Annotated in this window: 27 protein-coding genes; 12 read left to right on the top strand and 15 right to left on the bottom strand. The window is 37.7% G+C overall.

Going from position 1 to position 20,082, the window contains the following annotated elements:
* Window positions 1-18 precede the first annotated feature (18 nt).
* The 6 genes from D9782_RS07390 to D9782_RS07365 are packed head-to-tail and all read left to right on the top strand — an operon-like array spanning window position 19 to window position 5,492.
* A complete protein-coding gene (locus tag D9782_RS07390; protein WP_026679780.1) occupies window positions 19-327 on the top strand; it encodes an EthD family reductase in 309 nt (102 codons plus the stop codon).
* On the top strand, window positions 317-1,090 hold the full coding sequence (locus D9782_RS07385) for an enoyl-CoA hydratase/isomerase family protein (RefSeq protein ID WP_121604410.1): 774 nt from the start codon (window positions 317-319) through the stop codon (window positions 1,088-1,090). The genes D9782_RS07390 and D9782_RS07385 overlap by 11 nt, the downstream gene beginning before the upstream one ends.
* A 2-nt stretch (window positions 1,091-1,092) precedes the next feature.
* Entirely contained in the window at window positions 1,093-1,875 is a 783-nt protein-coding gene (locus tag D9782_RS07380) for an enoyl-CoA hydratase/isomerase family protein (RefSeq protein ID WP_121604409.1), read from the top strand.
* Window positions 1,876-1,892: 17 nt separating this feature from the next.
* Window positions 1,893-3,416, top strand: coding sequence for an aldehyde dehydrogenase family protein (locus tag D9782_RS07375; RefSeq protein ID WP_226983606.1), 1,524 nt, complete (start codon window positions 1,893-1,895; stop codon window positions 3,414-3,416).
* Between the two features lie 10 nt (window positions 3,417-3,426).
* A complete protein-coding gene (locus D9782_RS07370; protein ID WP_121604408.1) occupies window positions 3,427-4,281 on the top strand; it encodes a 3-hydroxyacyl-CoA dehydrogenase in 855 nt (284 codons plus the stop codon).
* Between the two features lie 11 nt (window positions 4,282-4,292).
* Window positions 4,293-5,492 carry a thiolase family protein gene (locus D9782_RS07365; protein WP_026679785.1) on the top strand — a complete coding sequence of 400 codons (1,200 nt, stop codon included), beginning with the start codon at window positions 4,293-4,295 and terminating at the stop codon, window positions 5,490-5,492.
* A gap of 147 nt (window positions 5,493-5,639) precedes the next feature.
* Here the strand turns inward: D9782_RS07365 and D9782_RS07360 are convergent, their stop codons facing one another.
* Window positions 5,640-5,837, bottom strand: a complete 198-nt coding sequence (locus D9782_RS07360) for a hypothetical protein (protein WP_121603754.1) — start codon at window positions 5,835-5,837, stop codon at window positions 5,640-5,642.
* Between the two features lie 523 nt (window positions 5,838-6,360).
* On the opposite strand from D9782_RS07360, the gene D9782_RS07355 reads away from it, so the two are divergent.
* Window positions 6,361-6,597, top strand: coding sequence for a 4Fe-4S binding protein (locus D9782_RS07355; protein WP_026679903.1), 237 nt, complete (start codon window positions 6,361-6,363; stop codon window positions 6,595-6,597).
* A gap of 143 nt (window positions 6,598-6,740) precedes the next feature.
* Here D9782_RS07355 and D9782_RS07350 read toward each other — a convergent pair whose 3' ends face one another.
* The 3 genes from D9782_RS07350 to D9782_RS07340 are packed head-to-tail and all read right to left on the bottom strand — an operon-like array spanning window position 6,741 to window position 8,181.
* Window positions 6,741-7,427, bottom strand: coding sequence for an LXG domain-containing protein (locus D9782_RS07350; protein WP_121604407.1), 687 nt, complete (start codon window positions 7,425-7,427; stop codon window positions 6,741-6,743).
* A gap of 53 nt (window positions 7,428-7,480) precedes the next feature.
* Window positions 7,481-7,762 (bottom strand): YwqI/YxiC family protein, encoded by a 282-nt coding sequence (locus tag D9782_RS07345; RefSeq protein WP_026679901.1) that lies wholly within the window; start codon window positions 7,760-7,762, stop codon window positions 7,481-7,483.
* Window positions 7,762-8,181 carry a DUF5082 domain-containing protein gene (locus D9782_RS07340; protein ID WP_121604406.1) on the bottom strand — a complete coding sequence of 140 codons (420 nt, stop codon included), beginning with the start codon at window positions 8,179-8,181 and terminating at the stop codon, window positions 7,762-7,764. The genes D9782_RS07345 and D9782_RS07340 overlap by 1 nt, the downstream gene beginning before the upstream one ends.
* A 287-nt stretch (window positions 8,182-8,468) precedes the next feature.
* Here D9782_RS07340 and D9782_RS07335 point away from each other — a divergent pair, with 287 nt between their 5' ends.
* Entirely contained in the window at window positions 8,469-9,098 is a 630-nt protein-coding gene (locus D9782_RS07335) for a TetR/AcrR family transcriptional regulator (protein WP_026679899.1), read from the top strand.
* A 12-nt stretch (window positions 9,099-9,110) separates the two neighbouring features.
* Window positions 9,111-9,644, top strand: coding sequence for a GNAT family N-acetyltransferase (locus D9782_RS07330; RefSeq protein WP_026679898.1), 534 nt, complete (start codon window positions 9,111-9,113; stop codon window positions 9,642-9,644).
* Window positions 9,645-9,887: 243 nt separating this feature from the next.
* On the opposite strand, the gene D9782_RS07325 is transcribed toward D9782_RS07330, so the two are convergent.
* The 5 genes from D9782_RS07325 to D9782_RS07305 form a co-directional block, all read right to left on the bottom strand.
* Entirely contained in the window at window positions 9,888-10,586 is a 699-nt protein-coding gene (locus tag D9782_RS07325) for a hypothetical protein (RefSeq protein WP_026679897.1), read from the bottom strand.
* Window positions 10,583-11,323 (bottom strand): hypothetical protein, encoded by a 741-nt coding sequence (locus D9782_RS07320; protein WP_026679896.1) that lies wholly within the window; start codon window positions 11,321-11,323, stop codon window positions 10,583-10,585. Before D9782_RS07320 ends, D9782_RS07325 begins: the two co-directional genes overlap by 4 nt.
* Entirely contained in the window at window positions 11,310-12,200 is an 891-nt protein-coding gene (locus D9782_RS07315; RefSeq protein WP_026679895.1) for an ATP-binding cassette domain-containing protein, read from the bottom strand. Before D9782_RS07315 ends, D9782_RS07320 begins: the two co-directional genes overlap by 14 nt.
* Window positions 12,200-12,583 carry a GntR family transcriptional regulator gene (locus tag D9782_RS07310; RefSeq protein ID WP_026679894.1) on the bottom strand — a complete coding sequence of 128 codons (384 nt, stop codon included), beginning with the start codon at window positions 12,581-12,583 and terminating at the stop codon, window positions 12,200-12,202. Before D9782_RS07310 ends, D9782_RS07315 begins: the two co-directional genes overlap by 1 nt.
* Before the next feature lie 190 nt (window positions 12,584-12,773).
* Window positions 12,774-13,472 (bottom strand): ArsR/SmtB family transcription factor, encoded by a 699-nt coding sequence (locus D9782_RS07305; RefSeq protein WP_121604405.1) that lies wholly within the window; start codon window positions 13,470-13,472, stop codon window positions 12,774-12,776.
* 89 nt (window positions 13,473-13,561) lie between these two features.
* Here D9782_RS07305 and D9782_RS07300 point away from each other — a divergent pair, with 89 nt between their 5' ends.
* Window positions 13,562-14,188: a flavin reductase family protein gene (locus D9782_RS07300; RefSeq protein ID WP_026679892.1), complete on the top strand. Its 627-nt coding sequence runs from the start codon at window positions 13,562-13,564 to the stop codon at window positions 14,186-14,188.
* A 330-nt stretch (window positions 14,189-14,518) separates the two neighbouring features.
* On the opposite strand, the gene D9782_RS07295 is transcribed toward D9782_RS07300, so the two are convergent.
* The 5 genes from D9782_RS07295 to D9782_RS07280 all read right to left on the bottom strand — a co-directional run bounded on the left by D9782_RS07295 (window position 14,519) and on the right by D9782_RS07280 (window position 16,960).
* Window positions 14,519-15,025, bottom strand: coding sequence for a GNAT family N-acetyltransferase (locus D9782_RS07295; protein WP_256365766.1), 507 nt, complete (start codon window positions 15,023-15,025; stop codon window positions 14,519-14,521).
* Complete coding sequence (locus D9782_RS07290; protein ID WP_121604404.1) at window positions 15,018-15,521, bottom strand: GNAT family N-acetyltransferase; 504 nt, start codon at window positions 15,519-15,521, stop codon at window positions 15,018-15,020. Before D9782_RS07290 ends, D9782_RS07295 begins: the two co-directional genes overlap by 8 nt.
* An 83-nt stretch (window positions 15,522-15,604) precedes the next feature.
* Window positions 15,605-15,772 (bottom strand): hypothetical protein, encoded by a 168-nt coding sequence (locus D9782_RS23535; RefSeq protein WP_240455820.1) that lies wholly within the window; start codon window positions 15,770-15,772, stop codon window positions 15,605-15,607.
* Between the two features lie 134 nt (window positions 15,773-15,906).
* Window positions 15,907-16,608, bottom strand: coding sequence for an HAAS signaling domain-containing protein (locus D9782_RS07285; protein ID WP_240455819.1), 702 nt, complete (start codon window positions 16,606-16,608; stop codon window positions 15,907-15,909).
* Entirely contained in the window at window positions 16,592-16,960 is a 369-nt protein-coding gene (locus D9782_RS07280) for a PadR family transcriptional regulator (protein ID WP_121604403.1), read from the bottom strand. The genes D9782_RS07285 and D9782_RS07280 overlap by 17 nt, the downstream gene beginning before the upstream one ends.
* 152 nt (window positions 16,961-17,112) lie before the next feature.
* Between D9782_RS07280 and D9782_RS07275 the strand changes: the two genes are divergently transcribed.
* Complete coding sequence (locus D9782_RS07275; protein ID WP_026679887.1) at window positions 17,113-17,562, top strand: YaiI/YqxD family protein; 450 nt, start codon at window positions 17,113-17,115, stop codon at window positions 17,560-17,562.
* A gap of 339 nt (window positions 17,563-17,901) precedes the next feature.
* Here D9782_RS07275 and D9782_RS07270 read toward each other — a convergent pair whose 3' ends face one another.
* On the bottom strand, window positions 17,902-18,375 hold the full coding sequence (locus tag D9782_RS07270) for an acyl-CoA thioesterase (protein ID WP_026679886.1): 474 nt from the start codon (window positions 18,373-18,375) through the stop codon (window positions 17,902-17,904).
* Between the two features lie 267 nt (window positions 18,376-18,642).
* On the opposite strand from D9782_RS07270, the gene D9782_RS07265 reads away from it, so the two are divergent.
* Window positions 18,643-19,776 carry a conserved virulence factor C family protein gene (locus tag D9782_RS07265; protein ID WP_121604402.1) on the top strand — a complete coding sequence of 378 codons (1,134 nt, stop codon included), beginning with the start codon at window positions 18,643-18,645 and terminating at the stop codon, window positions 19,774-19,776.
* Window positions 19,777-20,082 lie beyond the last annotated feature (306 nt).

Here is a 20,082-nt window from a genome sequence, read left to right as displayed (position 1 = left end):
TTAGAAAGGGGTATATATATGGTGAAACTTATTGCGTTATACAAACAACCGGAGGACAAGGAAGCATTTGATGAGCATTATTTCAATACACATACACCAATAACAAAAAAGATTCCTGGATTAAGAGAAATGAAGGTTACTAGAATTGTAGGTTCACCAATGGGGAAATCTGATTATTATTTACTATGCGAGATGTATTATGACAACCATGATGCATTGAAACAAGCAATGAAAACAGCAGAGGGAAAGGCATCAGGAAAAGATGTTATGAATTTTGCAGGTGACATCGTATCACTAATGATTGGTGAGGAAATTGATGACGAGTGAGTATATAAACACGTATACCATAGATAAGGTCGGTGTCATCCAGCTATTTCGCCCCAATGTAGCGAATGCTTTAAACAGGTTAATGGTTAAGGAAATTGTTGAACAGTTGGAGCACTTTGACCATAATTCTTCGGTTCGAGTTATTCTTTTGAAAGGAAATGAAAAAGCGTTTGCAGCAGGTGCAGATATTGGTGAAATGCTGGATGATTCTCCACTATCACTTGAAATGTCTAACCCATTTGCTGACTGGGATCGTATCAGATTAATTAAGAAACCAATCATTGCAGCTGTTGAAGGTCTTGCCTTAGGTGGAGGGTTTGAATTAGCACTACATTGTGATTTAGTAGTTGCTGGAGAAAACGCTACATTTGGTTTTCCAGAAGTGTCATTGGGCGTCATGCCAGGAGCAGGTGGAACCCAACTTTTAACAAAAGCAGTGGGCACAGCAAAAGCATTGGAATGGATATGGCTTGGAAAAATGATCCGTGCACAAGAAGTACTCGATCACGGTGTCATTAATCAAGTAGTAGCTAACGAAATTGTTGAAGAGGAAGCAATGCGACTGGCAGAGCAACTTTCTAATCAAGCACCTTTGGCCATTCGGTTAATAAAAGAGGCAGTATATGAAGCTATGGATACATCTTTAATGGAAGGGTTGAAGTTAGAAAGAAAGAACTTTTATCTTACTTTCTCTTCACAGGATCAAACAGAGGGCATGAAGGCATTTATGGAAAAACGAAATCCTTCTTTCAAAGGAGAATGAATATGAATGAAAATTTTCAAGCCATTAACTACAGCCAATCAAACGGCATAGCTACTATTCTACTGAATCGACCTTCTGCCTATAATGCTTTTACAGAAACCATGAATCTAGAGATTATGAAAGCTCTACGATTAGCAGTAAAGGACGATTTAGTTAGGTGTATCGTCATTACAGGTGCAGGAAAAGCCTTTTGTTCAGGAGAAGACTTAGCTGGCATAGATACTAACACAAATCATGCTACTCTATTACGCAAACGCTATCATCCGATGATGGAAGCTATGAGAAAAACTTCTAAACCCATCGTTGCAGCTGTCAATGGAACGGCTGCAGGCGCTGGCATGAGTTTAGCATTGGCAGCTGATTTCCGATTAGTGAAGCCAGATGTTAAATTTGTAAGTGCATTTATCAATATTGGCTTAATACCAGATTCTGGATTCTTATATATCCTACCACGCCTTATTGGATATGCCAAGGCATTAGAAATATCTATACTTGGTAAACCGATAACCGGCAAGGAGGCATATCAGCTTGGATTAGCAACCGAATTAATCGATTCATCTGAATGGGATGAAAAAGTTAGTGCGTTTTCGCAAAAACTTGCGGCTTTACCGACCAAATCCGTTTCATTAATTAAACGCTATATGCTAGATGGCATGAATCTTCCTTTTGATAACATGCTCGAAAAAGAAGCGCAAGCACAGCGAATTGCTGGAATGTCAAAGGATCATCATGAAGGATTGCAGGCATTCAAAGAGAAACGCAAGCCAACATTTGTTGGCAAATAATAAAAGGAGTGATTACAATGGCAAGTACTGTCGTAGCAGATTTAGCAAAAGAGGTTAAACCGATGAAACGAGATTACTACCGAATGATTATAAATGGGGAGCGTGTTGATAGTAGCTCTAAAGAGACATTCACAACATACAACCCGGCTAAGGGTGAAATTTTAGCCACAGTTGCAAGGGCAACGACAGAAGATGCAGAAAGAGCTGTACAAGCAGCAAGGCAATCATTTAATCACGGTAAATGGAGAAAATACCCTGTAGGTAAGCGTGCTCGTGTCCTTAATAAAATTGCTACTATTATGCGGGAGCGCTTCAATGAGCTTGTTGAAATGGAAGTACTTAACAGCGGTAAATCGATAGGAGCTGCACAAGTTCAAATAAATCAATCTATCGAAGACTTTGAATTTTATGCCGGAGCAATTGTCGGTCATCGCGGAACCGTTAATAACATGCCTAATGGATTTCTAAATTATACACACAAAGAACCAATCGGTGTTTGCGCTCAGATTATACCGTGGAACTATCCAATGATGATGGCAGCCTGGAAGATAGCGCCCGCAATTGCTGCAGGATGTTCTGTCATTATAAAGCCTGCTAGTTTAACACCTATTACAGCAATTATATTAAACGAAATTTGCCACGAAGCTGGAGTACCTGAAGGAGTTGTTAATACACTTCCTGGTTCAGGTAAAGTTATCGGCGACTATCTTGTAGAACACAATGACATCAACAAGGTAGCGTTCACCGGATCGACCGATACTGGTAAAGAAATTATGAAAAAGTCTGCAAGCACCTTAAAGCGTTTAACGCTTGAGCTTGGTGGAAAGTCACCAAATATTGTATTCGAAGACGCAGATTTAAATGCAGCAGTACCAGGTTCATTATTTGGTATCTTCTTTAACACTGGACAATCCTGCGAAGCACGCTCTCGACTCTTCGTTCATGAATCTATCTATGATGAATTTATGGAGCAATTTATTGCCAAAACGGAAAGATTACAATCTGGTGATCCCTTTGATAAAGGTACACATCTCGGCTCCATCATTAGTCAAGAACAATTGGAAGTCATTGATGGGTATGTGCAATCCGCAATACAGGACGGTGCGACAATCGCTACTGGTGGCAAGGCATTGAAAATAGAAGGGTTTGAAAACGGATATTGGTATGCGCCGACCATCATTACAGATGTCACTCCTGACATGAAAGTAGTTCGAGAGGAAATATTCGGACCGGTAGTTGTCATAGAAACGTTCACAGATGAAAAAGATGTTGTTAAACGAGCAAATGATACTGAGTATGGGCTTGGATCTGCTATTTGGACTACTAATCAAGGTAGAGCAACACGAGTCTCCCACCAAATTGAAGCAGGTATTGTAATGATAAATAATCCATTTTCAGCATTCCCTGGAACACCATTTGGAGGATATAAGCATTCCGGATTTGGTAGAGAACTTTGTGTCGAAACACTAGATCTCTACTTGGAAGACAAAAGTATACTCTCTTATTATGGACCCAAACCATTAAATCCATTTGGTGTGTAGGAGGATACAGATGACTAACCAGAATATTACAGTCGCTGGTGCAGGAGTTATGGGCCGAGGCATTGCATATGTCTCTGCCCTTGCTGGCTTTCATACTATTTTAGTAGATGTTTCTAAAGATCAATTAGAGTCCGCCATAAAATATGTAAATACCACGGCTCAAAAAGGCATTCAAAAGGGAAAAATCACTGAAAAACAGGCAAAAAACGTATTAGCTAATTTAGAAACAACTAGTAAATTAAAAGAAGCCCTTGTGACAACAGATTTATTTATTGAAGCAGTTCCAGAGAAGCAGCATATTAAGAAAATGCTAATGCAAGATGCTGATGCGTTTGCTCCGAAGCATACTATATTTGCATCTAATACTTCTACTATTAGTCCGACCGAACTAGCATCTTTTACTAATCGACCAGAACAGGTTGCAGTCATGCATTTTTTTAATCCAGCCATACAAATGCCGCTTGTTGAAATAGTTCGTGGCATTCAGACAAACGATCAAACAGTAAAAGTTATTCAAGAGGTAGCAAAAAAATTGGGAAAGGAAAGTGTACAAGTTAATGAGTTTCCAGGTTTTGTTACTAGCAGAATAAGTGCATTAGTAGGAAATGAAGCATTTCATATGCTTCAAGAAGGTGTAGCAACTGCTGAAGATATAGATAAGGCCATTCGTCTAGGGCTAAATTATCCAATGGGTCCTTTAGAGCTATCCGACTTGGTAGGACTAGATGCACGTCTCAATAATTTAAAATATTTACATGAAACATTAGGAGAAAAGTACCGGCCAGCACCATTATTAGAACAGCTTGTAAAAGCAGGTCGATTAGGAAAAAAAACAATGCATGGCATATATAAGTACAATGAGTAGGAGGAAATACAATGCACGAAGTTGTTATCGTTGATGCCGTTAGAACCCCCATCGGTCGTTACAATGGCGCTTTAAAAACGGTGCGTCCAGATGACTTAGGTGCACATGTCCTACGAGCCATTAAGGAACGGAATCCTGCATTACCACTTAATAAAGTAGAAGAAGTCATTATGGGGAATGCAAATGGTGCGGGTGAAGATAATCGCAATGTTGCTCGGATGTCTACCCTCTTGGCCGATTATCCAACAGAAATTGGCGGAACTACGATCAATCGGCTTTGTGGGTCAGGATTAGATGCTGTTACTTATGCTGCAAGAGCCATTGCATTAGGACACGGTGATATTATGATTGCAGGTGGAACAGAGAGTATGACACGAGCTCCCTATGTATTGGGAAAATCAGATAAGGACTTCAAACGTGGTGATCAAATTCTCCAAGATACAACAATTGGTTGGCGATTTACGAATCCTTCCTTAGAAGAAAAATATGGTACCGATTCTATGCCAGAAACAGCAGAAAACGTTGCTAAGTTATATGAAATCTCTCGATCAGAACAGGACGAATTTGCTCTTCAAAGTCAAATGAAAGCTAAATCAGCAATGGACAATGGGATCCTTCAAGCAGAAATAACTCCAGTACCTATTCATGATCGAAAATTAGGGGTATATAACTTAGAAATAGACGAACACCCTAGATCGCATACTTCTAGAGAAAAACTAAAGAAGCTCCCTCCCTTGTTTTCAGATGGTAGCGTAACTGCAGGAAATGCTTCTGGAATTAACGATGGCGCCTCTGCCATCCTGTTAATGAACAGAGAAACAGCGAATAGGCTAGGATTAGAACCAATGGCTACCTATGTTACTTCAGCTGTTGCTGGTGTAGAACCGAGAATCATGGGAATTGGTCCAATTACAGCTACTAAGAAAGCATTGAAAAGAGCAAATATGACTGTCGATGACCTTGATTTAATTGAGTTAAATGAAGCATTTGCTGCGCAATCACTTGCTTGTATACGTTCATTAGAATTAGATCAGGAAAAAGTAAATGTTAATGGGGGAGCCATCGCTTACGGCCACCCATTGGGAGCCAGTGGAGCGAGAATCTTAACCTCTTTAGTACATGAAATGAAAAGAAGACAATGTAAAACCGGTTTGGCTACAATGTGTATTGGTGTCGGTCAAGGAATATCTATCATTGTTAAAAGAGATTAGGATGCAGTGAAACTTCAATCAGTTGTGGACCTTGTTTATCCCCACGGATTGTTAGTACCATTAAGAAAAACGGAGCAAAATTCGCTCAGTCCTTATCACTAAATGCTCAGATTTACGCTTTCTCTAGTAGCTATTATGGAATAATAGCTACTGCTTGACCACCACTCCGGCTGCCCACTTCCCTTTCCGTGGGGTTTGTCCTTCAGCTAACTTTTTTAGCAAAACCCGCTCAAAAAAGTGGATCTTCAGGTCAAACATTTCCCACAGGAGTTGAAGTGGCCGGCCTTCGCTATTATCAGGCTCTACAACGCTAGCATGAAGTAACACAGCTGCTTTTATACTCACGGATAGCGATTTTCACTTTACCCATTGTAAAAAAAGTCAACCTATTACTTATGACAAGAATTGTTGCACCCTCGCATAGCGGAGACTAATTACGTAGACTCCTGCGGGATTAGCGCGAGCCGAAAATCCACTTTGCAACGTGTTCTTCTTTGCAAAGTTAGTTGAGGCCGTGCCCACGGAAAGCGAAGTAATTAGTCGGAGCATTGCCAATATACATCAAACATTTCAAAATAACTACTTCGCTTAACGCAGTCATTGCACTGATTTTATACTTTCTTAACTTACAAGGATATGACCTAAAAGCCTTTGAACCAATTGGGTGTTTACTGACAGTCGATCCCCCAAGTATCATATTCGTTTCACTTTATTGCTTGAAGGGGTATTACTGCCAGTCATATGTGGGATAAACTGTTGCACCATAATACCGTTTTCCCTTCATCCTTTTCAACGTACTAAACAATAACACTACAAAGCTTATGCCTTATAAAGTATGGTAATTCGATAAAGTAAAGGAGACTTTTTTATGGCATTTGTTATTACTTCACCATGTGAAAACGAAAAAGCAGCTGAATGTATAGAAGTATGTCCTGTAGATTGCATTGAAGAGGGTAAAGATATGTTTCATATTGATCCCGATATATGTATTGAATGCGGAGCATGTGAAGCAGCTTGTCCTGTACAAGCGATTTATATGGAAGAAGATATTCCAGAAGAAGAGGAAAAATATATACAAATTAATCGAGCTTTTTTCGAAGATTAAAACCTAACTCTACAAAAACCAATCTATACGATTCAAAAAAATAACAAGACTTTGATTGACTGTTATCAAAGTCTTTCTTTTATATCCTATTTAAAAATTAGTGATTAGCTACGCATATATGCTGTGACTTGATAGAAGTTCAGCTATTGATCGTTGGGTGGATGAACTTCTTTAATGACTTCATCATACGGACTACTATTCTTTAAAGTTGAACCATCATATGTTGAAATAGAATTACTTTCACGATAAAAAACGTCCTTAATATTGGCCATATAGTTTTTCATTACTGTTAGTTCTTGTAACAGAGGCTCTAACGTATTCATCTGCGAACGATCTAAGGCATACAACTGCTCGATTACTTCATTCTTGTTATTCTTAGCTTGCTGAATACCTCTAAGTAGATCATGGTCATCGAGCAATGGTAGAGAAATAATATCTTGGATCTTATAAATTTCATGATTTACTTCATCTGTTATTCCCTTCGTCACATCTTCCACTCGCTGTAAGCCATGTTCCAGATCATTTTCTAAAAAAGATTGCTGAACTAAGCCATCTGCTGCTGGTTCATATGAGTGTACAGCCTCTTTTAATTGGATAAGCGCCTGATCGTATTCTGTAAGAAAATTATCGAGATATTGTAGAAATGGTTCATGGACATCTGCAAAAAAAGAGCGAATTGCAGTTCCCATATTTCCTTGCAATGCATGGTCCAACGATGTCAATTGGTGAACGGCTTGTCGTATATCATTCATTTGTTGTTGTACAGTTGTAAGCTTTGTTCGTAACCTATCAATATAGTGATTTAACTCCTGAATGTCTAATGTTTTCATGGAAACCTCCTGATGGGGAACGCTGTTGAAGAGTTATCGTGGTCGTTTTCCTATTATTTAACAATCTGTATGTTGGAAGCTATTCGTTCTTCCGTCTCTAATAATTGATTTACTGCTTCCAATGTTTCTTGTTCATGAGTAAGAAGTAATGCTTGGTAAGAGCTCAATACATCTTCTAATAAAAGATTAATTTCGTTTACTTTATTTACCATGTCTAATGATATGTCACTTTGGGCATCACTTGGTATTCTATTTTCCAATGACTGAATGTTTGTTCGTAAGTTTGCTAACGCCTTTTCTATCGGTGCATAATTTAGCTTTATTTCTTCACTCACTAACTCATTAACTCCCTTCGTTGCTTATCATATAAGTGATCAAGCTCCGTATTATGTGTAGATACATCCATACGAATATCAATAATGGCTTGCTTCGTTTCCCTTATTTTGTCATTTAATTGATCAAGCGTTTGAACTAACTGATAGTCATACAGGGATTGATAATTTGATAGAATTTCTTGATCCCGATACTGTTTGAACTGATTTGCAAGTTGTCCATACCATGTAGTTTCTGATAATTCTGGGTTTACACATAGATCTCTATGCTGTTTAAGCTCTTTATGATAATCATATAAATTAGAATGGACTAATGCCAGTCGCTCCAATTCCCTGCGTTTTTCATCTAATTGAGCATTTAACATGTAAAGGGAATTCTGTGTCCGACTGATTTGTCCATTAATCCAGTTTAAGGATTCCATTTTCTCACCTCGGTGCTGCTTGAAGCTTCAGTCATACATCATAAAATATATTAGCATTAACATTACTATTATATAGCATAAAATTCCCCATTTTAAGAGGCATAAAAGCCTATATTTAGAAGAGCCTGTTTTTACAGGAGTGATTGTCTTAGGTAATACGAATCAAAAAACACTAAATGTATTAAATATTTAAATTCGTTGTAATATAGCACATTGATTTTAATTAGGATGTCATTTATAATTACCTAAAATGACATACTTGTCACTTTAGGTAAAGGAGGCAATATATGGCCCCCAAAGTTACTAGTACATACAAAGTGAAAAAAAAGCAACAGCTACTACTTGCGGCCCGTGAAGTCTTTCTAAGTAAAGGATACACAAATGCAACTATACAAGACATTATTGATATTGCTGGTGTATCAAGGGGAACAATATATAATTATTTCAAAAATATAGATCATGCCTTTGTGGAGGTACTCTATAATGACGATCAGTACCTGTTGCCGAATATCCAAATAGATAGTAGAAAATCGGTTTGGCAACAACTTACTTTTTGGATTGAACAACTAGTAGATATTCACACGAATCAGCCATCCCTTGTACAAGCACGCAGTGAATTCTTTCTTTCTTCTAACTATGTTAACAACAAGGAGCATTTCTCTTATATTAAAAAGCGATATGAAGTAATGGTTGAAGGAATTAAACATACCATCCAACAAGGAAAAGATGCCGGTCAATTAAATCCAGTTACAGATGGAGATACCATTGCACACTATCTTATTTCATTTATGGATGGAATGATATTAAACACCGATTTACTTGGATCACAGGTGACAAGCATGGAAAAACAAATAGATTTTTTCTTGGAATCGTTAAAGACTTTGCTTTGTCCAATAGTACAAACACCCCAAAAATAGGAGCGTGATCATATGTTATTTGAATCTTCTAGAATAAAGTTAAGAAAAATGACAATCGAGGATACGGACCTTTACCACCAATGGAGAAATGATATAGATGTTATGCAGACAACGAGTCCTAATCTAGATATTTATACATTTGAAGAAACGAAATCATTTGTCAGAGAAGTCATTCTCCATAGTAGCACATCAAAAAGCTACATCATTACCGTTAAAGACAGCGGCGAAACACCCATAGGCGTTATTTCGCTAATACAAATAGACAATGTAAACCACAACGCAGAATGCATTATTGATATTGGTAATAAAGACTACTGGGGAAAGGGCTATGGTAAAGAGGCAATGCAACTGCTACTAAACTATGCATTTTCAGAAATGAATTTACACCGACTATCTTTACGAGTGTTTTCCTTTAACCTAAAGGCTATTAAGCTTTATGAAAAATTAGGGTTTTTTCACGAAGGAAGATCTAGGCAATTTTTATATCGAAATGGGAAATGGCATGACTTATTACATATGGGAATGCTACGTACTGAATATGTTTGAAAGGAGGCAGGGACAAAAGTAGGCTTATCAAAAAAAGACGAACTATACTAGATGTATGACAGCATCGGAAATATACTTCACTTTCCACGGGCACGGCCTCCGTTTCTGTAGCTCCTCATTTCGAGTCGCTACAGGGATCTTTGGACTCGTGCTGTTCCCGTAGAGTCTACGTATATTTCCTACGCTTCACTACTATTGTTCGTCCTTTCAGTTACATCACTGTATAAACCTTTAGGGAAAGCCTCACTCTGATTTAAATATATGCATTCCAGCAGATTCATCTAAGTGAACCTTAATGGAATGATCAATACGGACAAAAAGTAAATCCTGACCATAAGAAATGTCTGCACCATTACTCATAAATTCCTCACCAGTAAATTGGTTAAATGGAAATTCCCTCTTAAAGGTATTCTCCTCTACTGAAACTTCTTCTGGCTTCATCATGTATAGTACATTTTTCTCTTGCTTGATAATTGGTAACGGGGCTTGATCTGTCATTCGCTTTCCATACATATAAGTAGGTGTTTGATAAAAAGTGACCTCAACCTTGTCTTTTAAATCATCCGTCCGTTCTACGAGAATCGTTGTACCATTGAAATTATTCTCAGGTGCATAGATTTGCAGTTCTTCTTCTGCCAATGAATATTCCCATTGTCGACGGATAAACCGAGGATCAATCTCATCTTTCCTTCCACTTTCTATATAATCATATATATACGGTACATTCTCTACCTTCTCTTCCTTAATTGGCTTTTCAATTGGTAATATATAAGAAATACAAGCAGCAATAAGTAGCGTCATAATATATAGTGCAAACAACCACTTGATACCTCTTCTATAACCACCTACATATTTCTTCCATACATTTGATATAACAAATACGATTGTAATAATAACAAGAAGTAAGACAATAGGTAAAAAGGTTACGATAACATCATTCATTGTCTAACCTCCTTTCTATTACTAAGTAGTGTAGCTGCACTACATAATAAGGCAATCGTTACAACCATCTTTGCACTAAATAGTAATATGGAGGTTTCTTGATAATAAAACGCTGTCACTTTGGAAGTGAATTGCCCTTCCCCATCAAAAGCAACAAGTATTCCTATGAATACAACCGGAACAATGATAGTGAGAAGTCGATGCATTTGCGCAACAGTGCCAATAAGATAGCCAATCGAGCCTGCTAATAAAATATACAAAATGGTCGCTATAATTCCACTTAGTTGATCCATCCTGCTAATCGCCGTTTCTGCTTCTATAAAAAATGTGTCACCAATTACGTATAAGACTACTTTCATTAACGGCTTGGATAGTAATGCCGTTGAACCACTAATAATACTCATAGTCAATATGACTGCGATATTTGAAAGATTATTACTAAGCCGATTCGTAACAAATGTATAGCTTTCTTCTTGATAGCTTCGAGTTGTCATTAATATAGAACTAAAAAATGCCCAAAGGATGGTGAAGATGATAACTAAATCGGCGGAGTAATAATTAACATCTATACGAATCCCATATCCACTCGTACCACTCATACCAGAGCCACCTAGAGCAAAAAGAATGGCAAGTAGCTGTAAAACAACCAAAGAATTAAATAATCCTATATAGCTTTTTAATTTATATATATACTGACTGTAAACCAGACTTCTAAATGAAATACTATTTAAAGACATCGTCAATCCTCCCTTGTTCCTGATCAGTTAGATAAATGCAAAGATCACTGGGAGTAACAGGTGATACGCTAATGCCAAGTCGCCTAGCCTGATCTAAATCAAATGGGTCATTTTTAATAACTACATAGGAGCTATTTACACCAACATTCTCCATATGGATGATCTGTTTATTTTTAACCCATTGCCTTACTATTTCAGTTCTACCTGTTAAACCAATCGCATAATTCTTAACGTCATCGATTGGCAAATGAAATAATTTCTTTCCGTGCTTTAACAACAGGACATGCTCTAGCAATTCTTCTATTTCCTCTAGGTGATGACTAGAAATGATAATCGTTCGCGGAACAGTAAGATAATCCTTTAATAATGCTCTGTAAAAATCCTTTCGAACAGCATGATCCATACCTATTGTTGGCTCATCAAAGATTGTCACTGCACATCTTGAGGCTAGCCCCAAAATCATATGAAAGGTGCTTCGCTTCCCCTTAGATAATTGACCATGTTTCTGCTTCGGATGGAATTGAAAATATTCAAATAAACGATTGGCTAATTCCCTATCCCAATTTGGATAAAATCGTTCCGCCTCTATAAGAATATCCTTAAGAGAAAGTGTCTGTGAGAATACCATTTGATCATCAATATAAATAGAGTTAACAGCAACAAATAAATTATTGAAAGGATGTTCCTCAAGAACATGCACTTTCCCAGAAGATTCCCTCCATAATCCTGAAAGAATCTTTAATAATGTCGTTTTTCCCGCCCCATTCCTACCAACCAGTCCAGTAATTGTATTTTCATTGATAGAAAAGGAAATGTCATTTAATGCATTTTCGCCTCCTCGACTTTTACTTAGTTCTTCACAGGTAATCAATCCCATTACACATCCCCCTTTTGCTTCTTCATTGTTAGCTTTAACATTTCTATTAACTCTTCTTCGTCTACATCTAACCGGTCTGCTTCCAACGCTACTTCCAGTATGAGTCCCTTTAATGTTTGATTCTTCCGTTTATCAACAATGATTGATCTTGCTTCCGTTGTTACAAACTTTCCAAGTCCCCTTTTTCCATACAAAACCTTTTCGTCTGTTAATATATTTAATCCTTTAGCTGCAGTTGCAGGATTTATGGTAAACATCTCTGCGAGTTTATATTGAGAAAATACTTTATCATCTGGCTGGAAATTACCATTTAATATTTCTGTTTCGATCCATTCTGCAATTTGGACGTAGATAGGTTTCGTGCCATCAGTACTCAAATGCATTCCTGCAGCCTCCCTTCCAATCAGATGTAGGTTAGTGCATTAGTCATGTAATGTAGTATATTACTTTTTCAGATAAATTACAATAGGTAAAATCATTAAATAACACCAAGACTAATAAATTTAACACAAAATAAAACCCCAACTTCTAAATATTTTCTAGAAATTGGGGCAAATTATACATTTGCAGTTTTTACGATGAATGTGACATATCGACAGCGAATATTTCTTTAAATCCTTTTTCTCCCTCAGCTGTAATTTTTATCGCACGTGTTTTAGGTAATTGCTGAATCCAATGTAATTCTATAAAACGCTCTAACAATGCATTTCCCAGTGCACCGGCAAGGTGTGGTCGCCTTTCACTCCAATCTAAGCATTTATGTGAAAAAGAACGACGCTTCTTTTTTAGCTTCTCTAGATCTATTTGAAAACTTGTAAAAAATTCTTTCCCATCCTCAGTAATTGTAAATATTTCTTTCTTTTCATCAATTAAACCTTTATGAAGGAAGGAAGTCGTTATTGCTACACCGAGATTACCAGCAAGATGGTCATAACAAGTTCTAGCATAACGAATGGCTTTATCTTCCTTTGCTTGCTTTAAAGACTTAATCTTAATAGGTGGTGCTATCGATAAAAAAGATTCCATTACTTGAGCAACTTCTTGACTTTGGATTCCGTAATATCGATGCCTTCCATGCTGAGAAACAGCTACGACATTTGCATCAACCATTTTTGCTAGATGAAAGCTTGCTGTCTGAGGTTTTATTCCTGCCATATACGCTAACTCACTAGCAGGATGATATCTACCGTCTAGTAATACCGTTAATATGGCAGCTCTTGACGCTTCACTTACAAGTGAAGCTATTATCGCCGCATTTGTATTTGTTTTCATAGACTTCCTCCTTTTGTAATTCATATTTCGATGATAATCGAAATAATTACGTTATACAATCAAATTAATGAATGAAAGGAGATAGAAACATGAGAACAAAAAAATGGAAGCACGTACCCGTCACTGAAACAATTCAACCCAAAATTCTTTATTACGGAACACCAGTTATTTTACTAAACACATGCAATGAGGATGAAACAGTTAATATTAGTCCATTGTCATCATCGTGGGCATTAGGTAATACGATCGTATTAGGAATTGGTCTAGGTGGAAAAGCAATAGAAAACTTAGAGAGACATCCTGAATGTGTTCTTAATATTCCAGACCCTTCCCTCTGGGAGAATGTTGAACGACTCGCTCCATACACCGGGAAAGACCCTGTACCAAATTTTAAAAAAGACAATGGATTCAAGTATGAGAAGGAAAAGTATGCTGTTAGCGGGCTAACTCCTTGTCCTTCCAAAGAGGTTAAGCCGAATCGTATTGCAGAGTGCCCCATACAAATTGAAGCGATCGTGAAGAATATTCAGATTCCCGAATACGCTCCATTCTTTGCAATTGTTGAAACACAGGCTATCCATGTACATGCACATAAGGAAATTATTATGAATGAAAATCATATTAATCCAAACAAATGGAGTCCACTACTATACAATTTTAGACATTACTTTGGTATTAGTGATGAACTTGGCAAAAGCTTTCGATCTGAAATTTAGGTGAAGGAAAAGGATAAAACAGGTTGGTGTATAATGCAAACAAGCTGTTGAAAAGCAACACAATGAAGAGCATCTTGGTGAATTCTACACTAAAGGAAGTGAAAAACGGAGAAAAAAGAGATCCAACCAAGCAAAATCGCTAAAGGAATGGGCTTGTCAAATAAAAGGAAACTTCAATTAGTGGGGGATTTTGTTTATCCTCCAATCAGACCTTTACTGACAGTCGATCCCCACTTACCAATATTGGTTTCACTTTATTGCTTGAAGTGGGGGTCTTACTGACAGTTATATGTGGGATAAAACTGGTGCGATCTTTATTAGCAGCTCAGTCTATCCGATAACTTTACTTCGCCGCTCCAATAAAATAACATCACGCCATACGCCATCTAGTTTTCCAATTCGTTTTCGAATACCCACTTCATAGAATCCTGCTTTTTCATGTAAATAAATACTTCCTACATTTTCTGGGAAAACACCAGATTGTAGTGTCCAGAAACCAGCAGCTTCACTTTCCGCTACTAGAAATTCCATTAGCCTTCTCCCTAATCCCTTTCCCCTACTTTTTGCACCGAGATAAATGCTTAGCTCCGCAACACCAGCGTGAGCTTTCTTAGATGAAATTGGCAGTAAAGCAGCCCAGCCTACGACTCTACCATGTTCACGTACAACAAGTCTACATGTTTGTAAATACTTACTATTCCACTCATCCCAAGTTGGTGGTTCTGTATCAAATGTTGCATTTCCTGTCTTAATACCCTCTATATAGATATCTCTTACCTCTGGCCAGTCTTCCTTTTTCATGTATTCCATAATGATAGAATCAATGCTGTTAGTCATTGTTGATCCAAAACCTCCTTTTCAGTGTGTCATCTTCATCAATAAAGCTATTATCCTCTAACCCACCATTATTTACTATGGTTTTGGCTGAACCAATATTATCCTCATCACATGTTACTAGTACACGCTTTATCTTTAAATCCTTGCACACTCCCAAAGCTTCATGAAGCATACGAGTGGCATATCCCTTTCTACGTTCGGAGGGTCTAACACTGTATCCAATATGCCCACCAACATTTAATAAAAAAGAATTAAGCTCATGTCGAATATCAACCATTGCTACTATTCTATTCTCATCATTAATTAAGAAATAATTTGAGCTTGGTACACGATTCCCATGACCGCTTTGTCTTAAAGTCCTTGCCTTCAGGTAGGCACCATAAGTGTCATGTCCTGTTAAGTCAAAACTACTAGGAATCATCCGTGTCAGTCCCCATTCTTCCACATAAGCTCGGTGTTCTTTTTCCCATTCCTGAGCTGGCTCAACTAACCTCATCAATTCCACCTCTTCCCTAATAAAAAACCATATTGATTATAATTGATAGTAATTATAATCAATATGGCGGAAAAAGAAAACATCTATTTATTCATTTTTCTAACTTTTAACCACCCAGCAATGATATTCCATATTAACCCTACAATCATTAAAATTAATGTCCAAAGAGTTGCCGTTTCCCAGATTTTTTCAACAGTTTCATAGCTTTCACTTCTCTCTGTTATCATACCAGCCTGCTCAAGTTCTTGCATAAACGCGGGGTTCCAAAAATCAGGCCCGGTTACCATCAACAGAACTACCACAACGGTTATTATATCAATCACCACCGTAAATATAAGCAATTTACTAGTCCATTTTCCTTTTATTAGTTTGACAATTTCTTTAACTATAGGTTAAGAATGAGAAGGATAAATAACATATAACCTGAATACGTATCCTCATTTAAGAACGGGACTACAGTAGCAAATTCCCCTGTCTCAAAGCGCCACACGCCAAAGTAGTTACTTGAAAAGACCGCCATTGCCATAACAATTATAAAGAAAATAATCGCTGTAATCGGTTCGGATCGCTTAATCTGTCTTTTTAGGTCGGGAAGTTGCGGAAGATCAGATGGTGTCCAATTCTTTTCTATATTCAAATCTTGTCCATTTACTTGAACATACTCCAACAATACAAATACAGCTATTACCCAGCCAATCGCCATAGGTATCATCGTGAAAAATAACACAATATAATCTACAAACTGCTCCAATAGACTTGCTGGGTTAATGATAATTTGAATTACAAATTCAAAACTCATAACAATAACAACAGAATATAATGTTATTTTCATAACCGTCATAAATGGATCATAAAATTCAGGACCTATGATATACTTTTTTGTTTCACGATACTGCTCCGCAAGCTGCTTTGGGTCTCCTAGCTCGAGTAATACTTGCTCAGCGTCCTTATCAGTAGTACGCTTTCCATCCGTTCGTTCTTCCAGCATATCTGTAATTAGACCTTTAAGCTCTTGAGAAATATCTGCTCGCTGCGATTGAGGCAGCCGCTGCGTCACTGCGTAAATATACCTATCGATGATTTCCACCCGAGTCTCCTCCTTTTTCTAAACCAATTAAATGGTTTAAGCTATCCACCATTTCCTCCCATTCTTGCCATAATAGTTCAAATACTTCTGCACCTCTTTTGCTTAACATGTAGTATTTCCGTGGCCTGGCTTCATCTGTATTCCAAGTGCTTTCCAGCAATCCCTGCTTTTCTAGTCTTCTTAGCAATGGGTATAACGTCCCTGGTTCAACATGGATTCCCTCTCCATTTAGTTTCGTTACTAGAGAGTATCCATACTGTGGCTTCGATAATTGACTTAAAACACCAATTGTTAGCGTACCCCTACGTAGTTCCTGCGTTAGTTTATCTAAGTGCTGTTTAATATCGCTCATCTTATCAACTCCTAAAAACATTATGGTGTATATCGTACACTATTGTAAAGTGCACATTAATAACCAAAACAAAACATATACTTTAACTTGACATTTGAGAGCTTTCAAACTATGCTCACCCCAAGATATAAGTACAAATGAGGAGTTTTATCATGCAAATATATGTAGATGCAGATGCTTGCCCTGTAAAGGATTCTGTCATTCAGTTAGCGAATGAATTTGAAATTACTGTTACACTTGTTCAAAGCTTTTCCCATTTTTCTAATCGACGCGAATTAGATGGAGTCAAAACTATTTATGTTGATGCAGGTGCTGACGCAGCAGATTATCGAATTATGAAATTAGTACAAAAAGGTGACATTATTGTAACTCAGGATTACGGCCTTGCATCCTTAGGGCTTGCTAAACACTGTCAAGTAGTTCATCACAAAGGCTTCCTTTATACGAACGAAAATATTGACCAGCTTTTACAAACACGCTATTTAAGTGCTATGGCAAGAAAAAGTGGGCAACGAACAAAAGGGCCGAAACCTTTTTCAAAAGAAGATCGTAGGCTATTTAAAGAACGGTTTAGAAATTTACTGGAACAACGGCAGGAATGATAAATGGATGACTGCTAGCTATTCTTTTCTCTACAAAAAAGAGGCTGAGACAAAAGAATGAAGAAACAATAAAAAACGAAAAGATAATTAATTTGAATTAAATATCTTTTCGTTTTTTGATTAGAATAATAAATTTAGCACCTGAAATAAGCGAGGATCCGGCGGGAACAGCACGAGTCCGAAGATCCACTTGGTAACGTGTTTTTCTTTACCAAGTTAGCTGAGGCTGTGCTCGCGGAAAGAGCGTATAGTTTCACGGTGCGGCGATGATACTCCTATTGATAACATGATTATTCGTATTTTGAGTAAAGAAGTGTGTTTTGTCCCTGCCTCTTTTTTCTACTTTCTATTTGTCGCACGCCTTTTCCGATTCTCTCTTCGATATGGAGCTGTTTCATGTAATTTCTTTTCTTCATTCGTTTCTGGATATACTTGTGGCACAGGGATAGGTTGTCCTTGTTCATTGACTGCAACCATTGTGAGGAATGATTCCGTTGTTAATCTTTCAACCTGATTAATTAGATCACGCGCCGTTACTTTCACATATACTTCCATTGAACTTCTTCCTGTATATGTAACAAAAGCTTCCAATGTTAAGGAATCTCCGGCTTTCGCTGATGAAAGAAAATCAACCGAATCGATTGATGCCGTAACAACCGCACTTTTTGCATGCTTCATCGCACAAAGAGCACCAATTTCATCGATATAAGCCAATACCTTTCCACCAAAAATAGTATCTAAATGATTCGTATCTGGTGGGAGCACCAGCCTTGTTTGCACTGTCCTTGATTCGTTTATTGATACTTTTTCCATCTTTCCATCCTCCTATACGATTAAAAACATCTCCTACATGAGAAGATGCCCTGTAAGCTAACTTTTAAAATCAACCTTACTATTATATCATACCAACCATATGCTATTAGAATTTTAATATATCCATATAGATTATCTTTTGGCCATTTGTTAAAATTAATAGTTACTATCGCTTAGCTCTTGCAGCAAAAAGTAGGAATGATAAATGTTAAGTCGGCAGCTCATTCAACTAGCGTTAAGCTTTAATCTAAAAAGGAGGAATGTTTTATGAAGATTGTATCAATTGAACCAACACCTAGCCCATATTCCATGAAAATTAATGTTGATGAACACCTCACGGATGGACAAACTCAAAACTTTACATTAGCTGATGACAAACAGGATGCACCTGTTTATATACAAGAATTGTTCGAAATTAAAGGAGTAAAAGGTATCTATCGCGTCATTAATTTTATCGCACTGGAGCGAAATCCGCGAGTTGCTTGGGAGGAAATACTTCCGGCGGTTCGAGAAGTTTTAGGATCAGTAGAAAAAGAAAATGATGATGTTATTTCGACCAGCGCTAGTAACGAAGAGGCTTTTGGAGAAGTCCATGTTTATATTCAAACATTCCGCTATATTCCGATGCAGGTGAAATTAACAGAAGGTGACAATGAAAAACGCTTCGGCCTGCCTGATAGATTTATGAACGCTGCAATGAACGCTTCCACAGCTTCAGAAAACATGCTTGAAGAACGAAAATGGATCGAGCAAAACCCGCGATACGGTGATCTAGAGGAGATCGGACAGGATGTCGTTGAGGAGGTTTCAGCAAGTTACGACAACCAGCGATTATCTGACCTTGTCAATTATGCCTTAACTAATGATACATCCTTTGTTTCCTCTCTAAATAAAAAGGTGACACTTGAAATGCTTAATAATCCGAACTGGAAAGAACGCTATGCTGCGTTGGATCAAATGAACCCAACAAAAGAAGATTTACCTGTTTTAGACAAAGCACTAGAGGATGAAAAATCATCCATTCGTAGATTAGCAACTGCCTATCTCGGCATGATTGAAGACAAAGACGTACTTCCCTATTTATATAAAGCATTAACAGATAAAGCTGTCAATGTTCGGCGAACAGCAGGAGATTGTCTCTCCGACCTTGGATTTAAAGAGGCGATACCTGAGATAATCCACTCCTTATCTGATAAAAGCAGACTTGTTCGCTGGCGTGCAGCGATGTTTCTATACGAGCTAGGAGATGAAACTGCTATTTCAGCTCTAAGGACTGCTATGGAAGATCCTGAATTTGAAGTTAGAATGCAAGTGAAGATGGCTTTAGCACGAATTGAAGATGGAGAAGAAGCAAAAGGCTCTATTTGGAATCAAATGACACAGGCAACAAAGAAAGACTGATCAAGGCGGTACTTAGCTAAATGCAATTCTAAATGAAGAATGTACTACTATAACTCCGGAAATATACGTAGACTTCTTGAAAAAGAAGAGCGCTTTTCTACGTGCGATGTAGCGCTGCCTATGCCTTATCCTGCGGAAAAAGGCATAGGCGAAGCCACATAGTACGTTAACACGATGAGACTCGTTAGCCGCCCACATAAAGCGAAGTATATTGCCAGATCCGTTTAATTGCACGAGTCATCGCTTTTTCTTTGCTTAAAACACTTTCGTCCCTGTCTCCTTTTTTGACACATACTAGTAAACAAG

Source organism: Virgibacillus sp. Bac332 (genome assembly GCF_003667785.1).
Lineage (GTDB): Bacteria > Bacillota > Bacilli > Bacillales > Amphibacillaceae > Virgibacillus > Virgibacillus salarius.
Note: the sequence above shows the minus strand (reverse complement) of the source record. Positions and strands in the feature narration are given on the sequence as shown.

Bases quoted from the DNA above. Each gene is read 5' to 3' on its own strand.
- D9782_RS07390 (WP_026679780.1), top strand. From the start codon at position 19: ATGGTGAAACTTATTGCGTTATACAAACAACCGGAGGACAAGGAAGCA.
- D9782_RS07385 (WP_121604410.1), top strand. From the start codon at position 317: ATGACGAGTGAGTATATAAACACGTATACCATAGATAAGGTCGGTGTC.
- D9782_RS07380 (WP_121604409.1), top strand. From the start codon at position 1,093: ATGAATGAAAATTTTCAAGCCATTAACTACAGCCAATCAAACGGCATA.
- D9782_RS07375 (WP_226983606.1), top strand. From the start codon at position 1,893: ATGGCAAGTACTGTCGTAGCAGATTTAGCAAAAGAGGTTAAACCGATG.
- D9782_RS07370 (WP_121604408.1), top strand. From the start codon at position 3,427: ATGACTAACCAGAATATTACAGTCGCTGGTGCAGGAGTTATGGGCCGA.
- D9782_RS07365 (WP_026679785.1), top strand. From the start codon at position 4,293: ATGCACGAAGTTGTTATCGTTGATGCCGTTAGAACCCCCATCGGTCGT.
- D9782_RS07355 (WP_026679903.1), top strand. From the start codon at position 6,361: ATGGCATTTGTTATTACTTCACCATGTGAAAACGAAAAAGCAGCTGAA.
- D9782_RS07350 (WP_121604407.1), bottom strand. From the start codon at position 7,427: ATGAAAACATTAGACATTCAGGAGTTAAATCACTATATTGATAGGTTA.
- D9782_RS07340 (WP_121604406.1), bottom strand. From the start codon at position 8,181: ATGGAATCCTTAAACTGGATTAATGGACAAATCAGTCGGACACAGAAT.
- D9782_RS07335 (WP_026679899.1), top strand. From the start codon at position 8,469: ATGGCCCCCAAAGTTACTAGTACATACAAAGTGAAAAAAAAGCAACAG.
- D9782_RS07330 (WP_026679898.1), top strand. From the start codon at position 9,111: ATGTTATTTGAATCTTCTAGAATAAAGTTAAGAAAAATGACAATCGAG.
- D9782_RS07325 (WP_026679897.1), bottom strand. From the start codon at position 10,586: ATGAATGATGTTATCGTAACCTTTTTACCTATTGTCTTACTTCTTGTT.
- D9782_RS07320 (WP_026679896.1), bottom strand. From the start codon at position 11,323: ATGTCTTTAAATAGTATTTCATTTAGAAGTCTGGTTTACAGTCAGTAT.
- D9782_RS07315 (WP_026679895.1), bottom strand. From the start codon at position 12,200: ATGGGATTGATTACCTGTGAAGAACTAAGTAAAAGTCGAGGAGGCGAA.
- D9782_RS07310 (WP_026679894.1), bottom strand. From the start codon at position 12,583: ATGCATTTGAGTACTGATGGCACGAAACCTATCTACGTCCAAATTGCA.
- D9782_RS07305 (WP_121604405.1), bottom strand. From the start codon at position 13,472: ATGAAAACAAATACAAATGCGGCGATAATAGCTTCACTTGTAAGTGAA.
- D9782_RS07300 (WP_026679892.1), top strand. From the start codon at position 13,562: ATGAGAACAAAAAAATGGAAGCACGTACCCGTCACTGAAACAATTCAA.
- D9782_RS07295 (WP_256365766.1), bottom strand. From the start codon at position 15,025: ATGACTAACAGCATTGATTCTATCATTATGGAATACATGAAAAAGGAA.
- D9782_RS07290 (WP_121604404.1), bottom strand. From the start codon at position 15,521: ATGAGGTTAGTTGAGCCAGCTCAGGAATGGGAAAAAGAACACCGAGCT.
- D9782_RS23535 (WP_240455820.1), bottom strand. From the start codon at position 15,772: ATGCAAGAACTTGAGCAGGCTGGTATGATAACAGAGAGAAGTGAAAGC.
- D9782_RS07280 (WP_121604403.1), bottom strand. From the start codon at position 16,960: ATGAGCGATATTAAACAGCACTTAGATAAACTAACGCAGGAACTACGT.
- D9782_RS07275 (WP_026679887.1), top strand. From the start codon at position 17,113: ATGCAAATATATGTAGATGCAGATGCTTGCCCTGTAAAGGATTCTGTC.
- D9782_RS07270 (WP_026679886.1), bottom strand. From the start codon at position 18,375: ATGGAAAAAGTATCAATAAACGAATCAAGGACAGTGCAAACAAGGCTG.
- D9782_RS07265 (WP_121604402.1), top strand. From the start codon at position 18,643: ATGAAGATTGTATCAATTGAACCAACACCTAGCCCATATTCCATGAAA.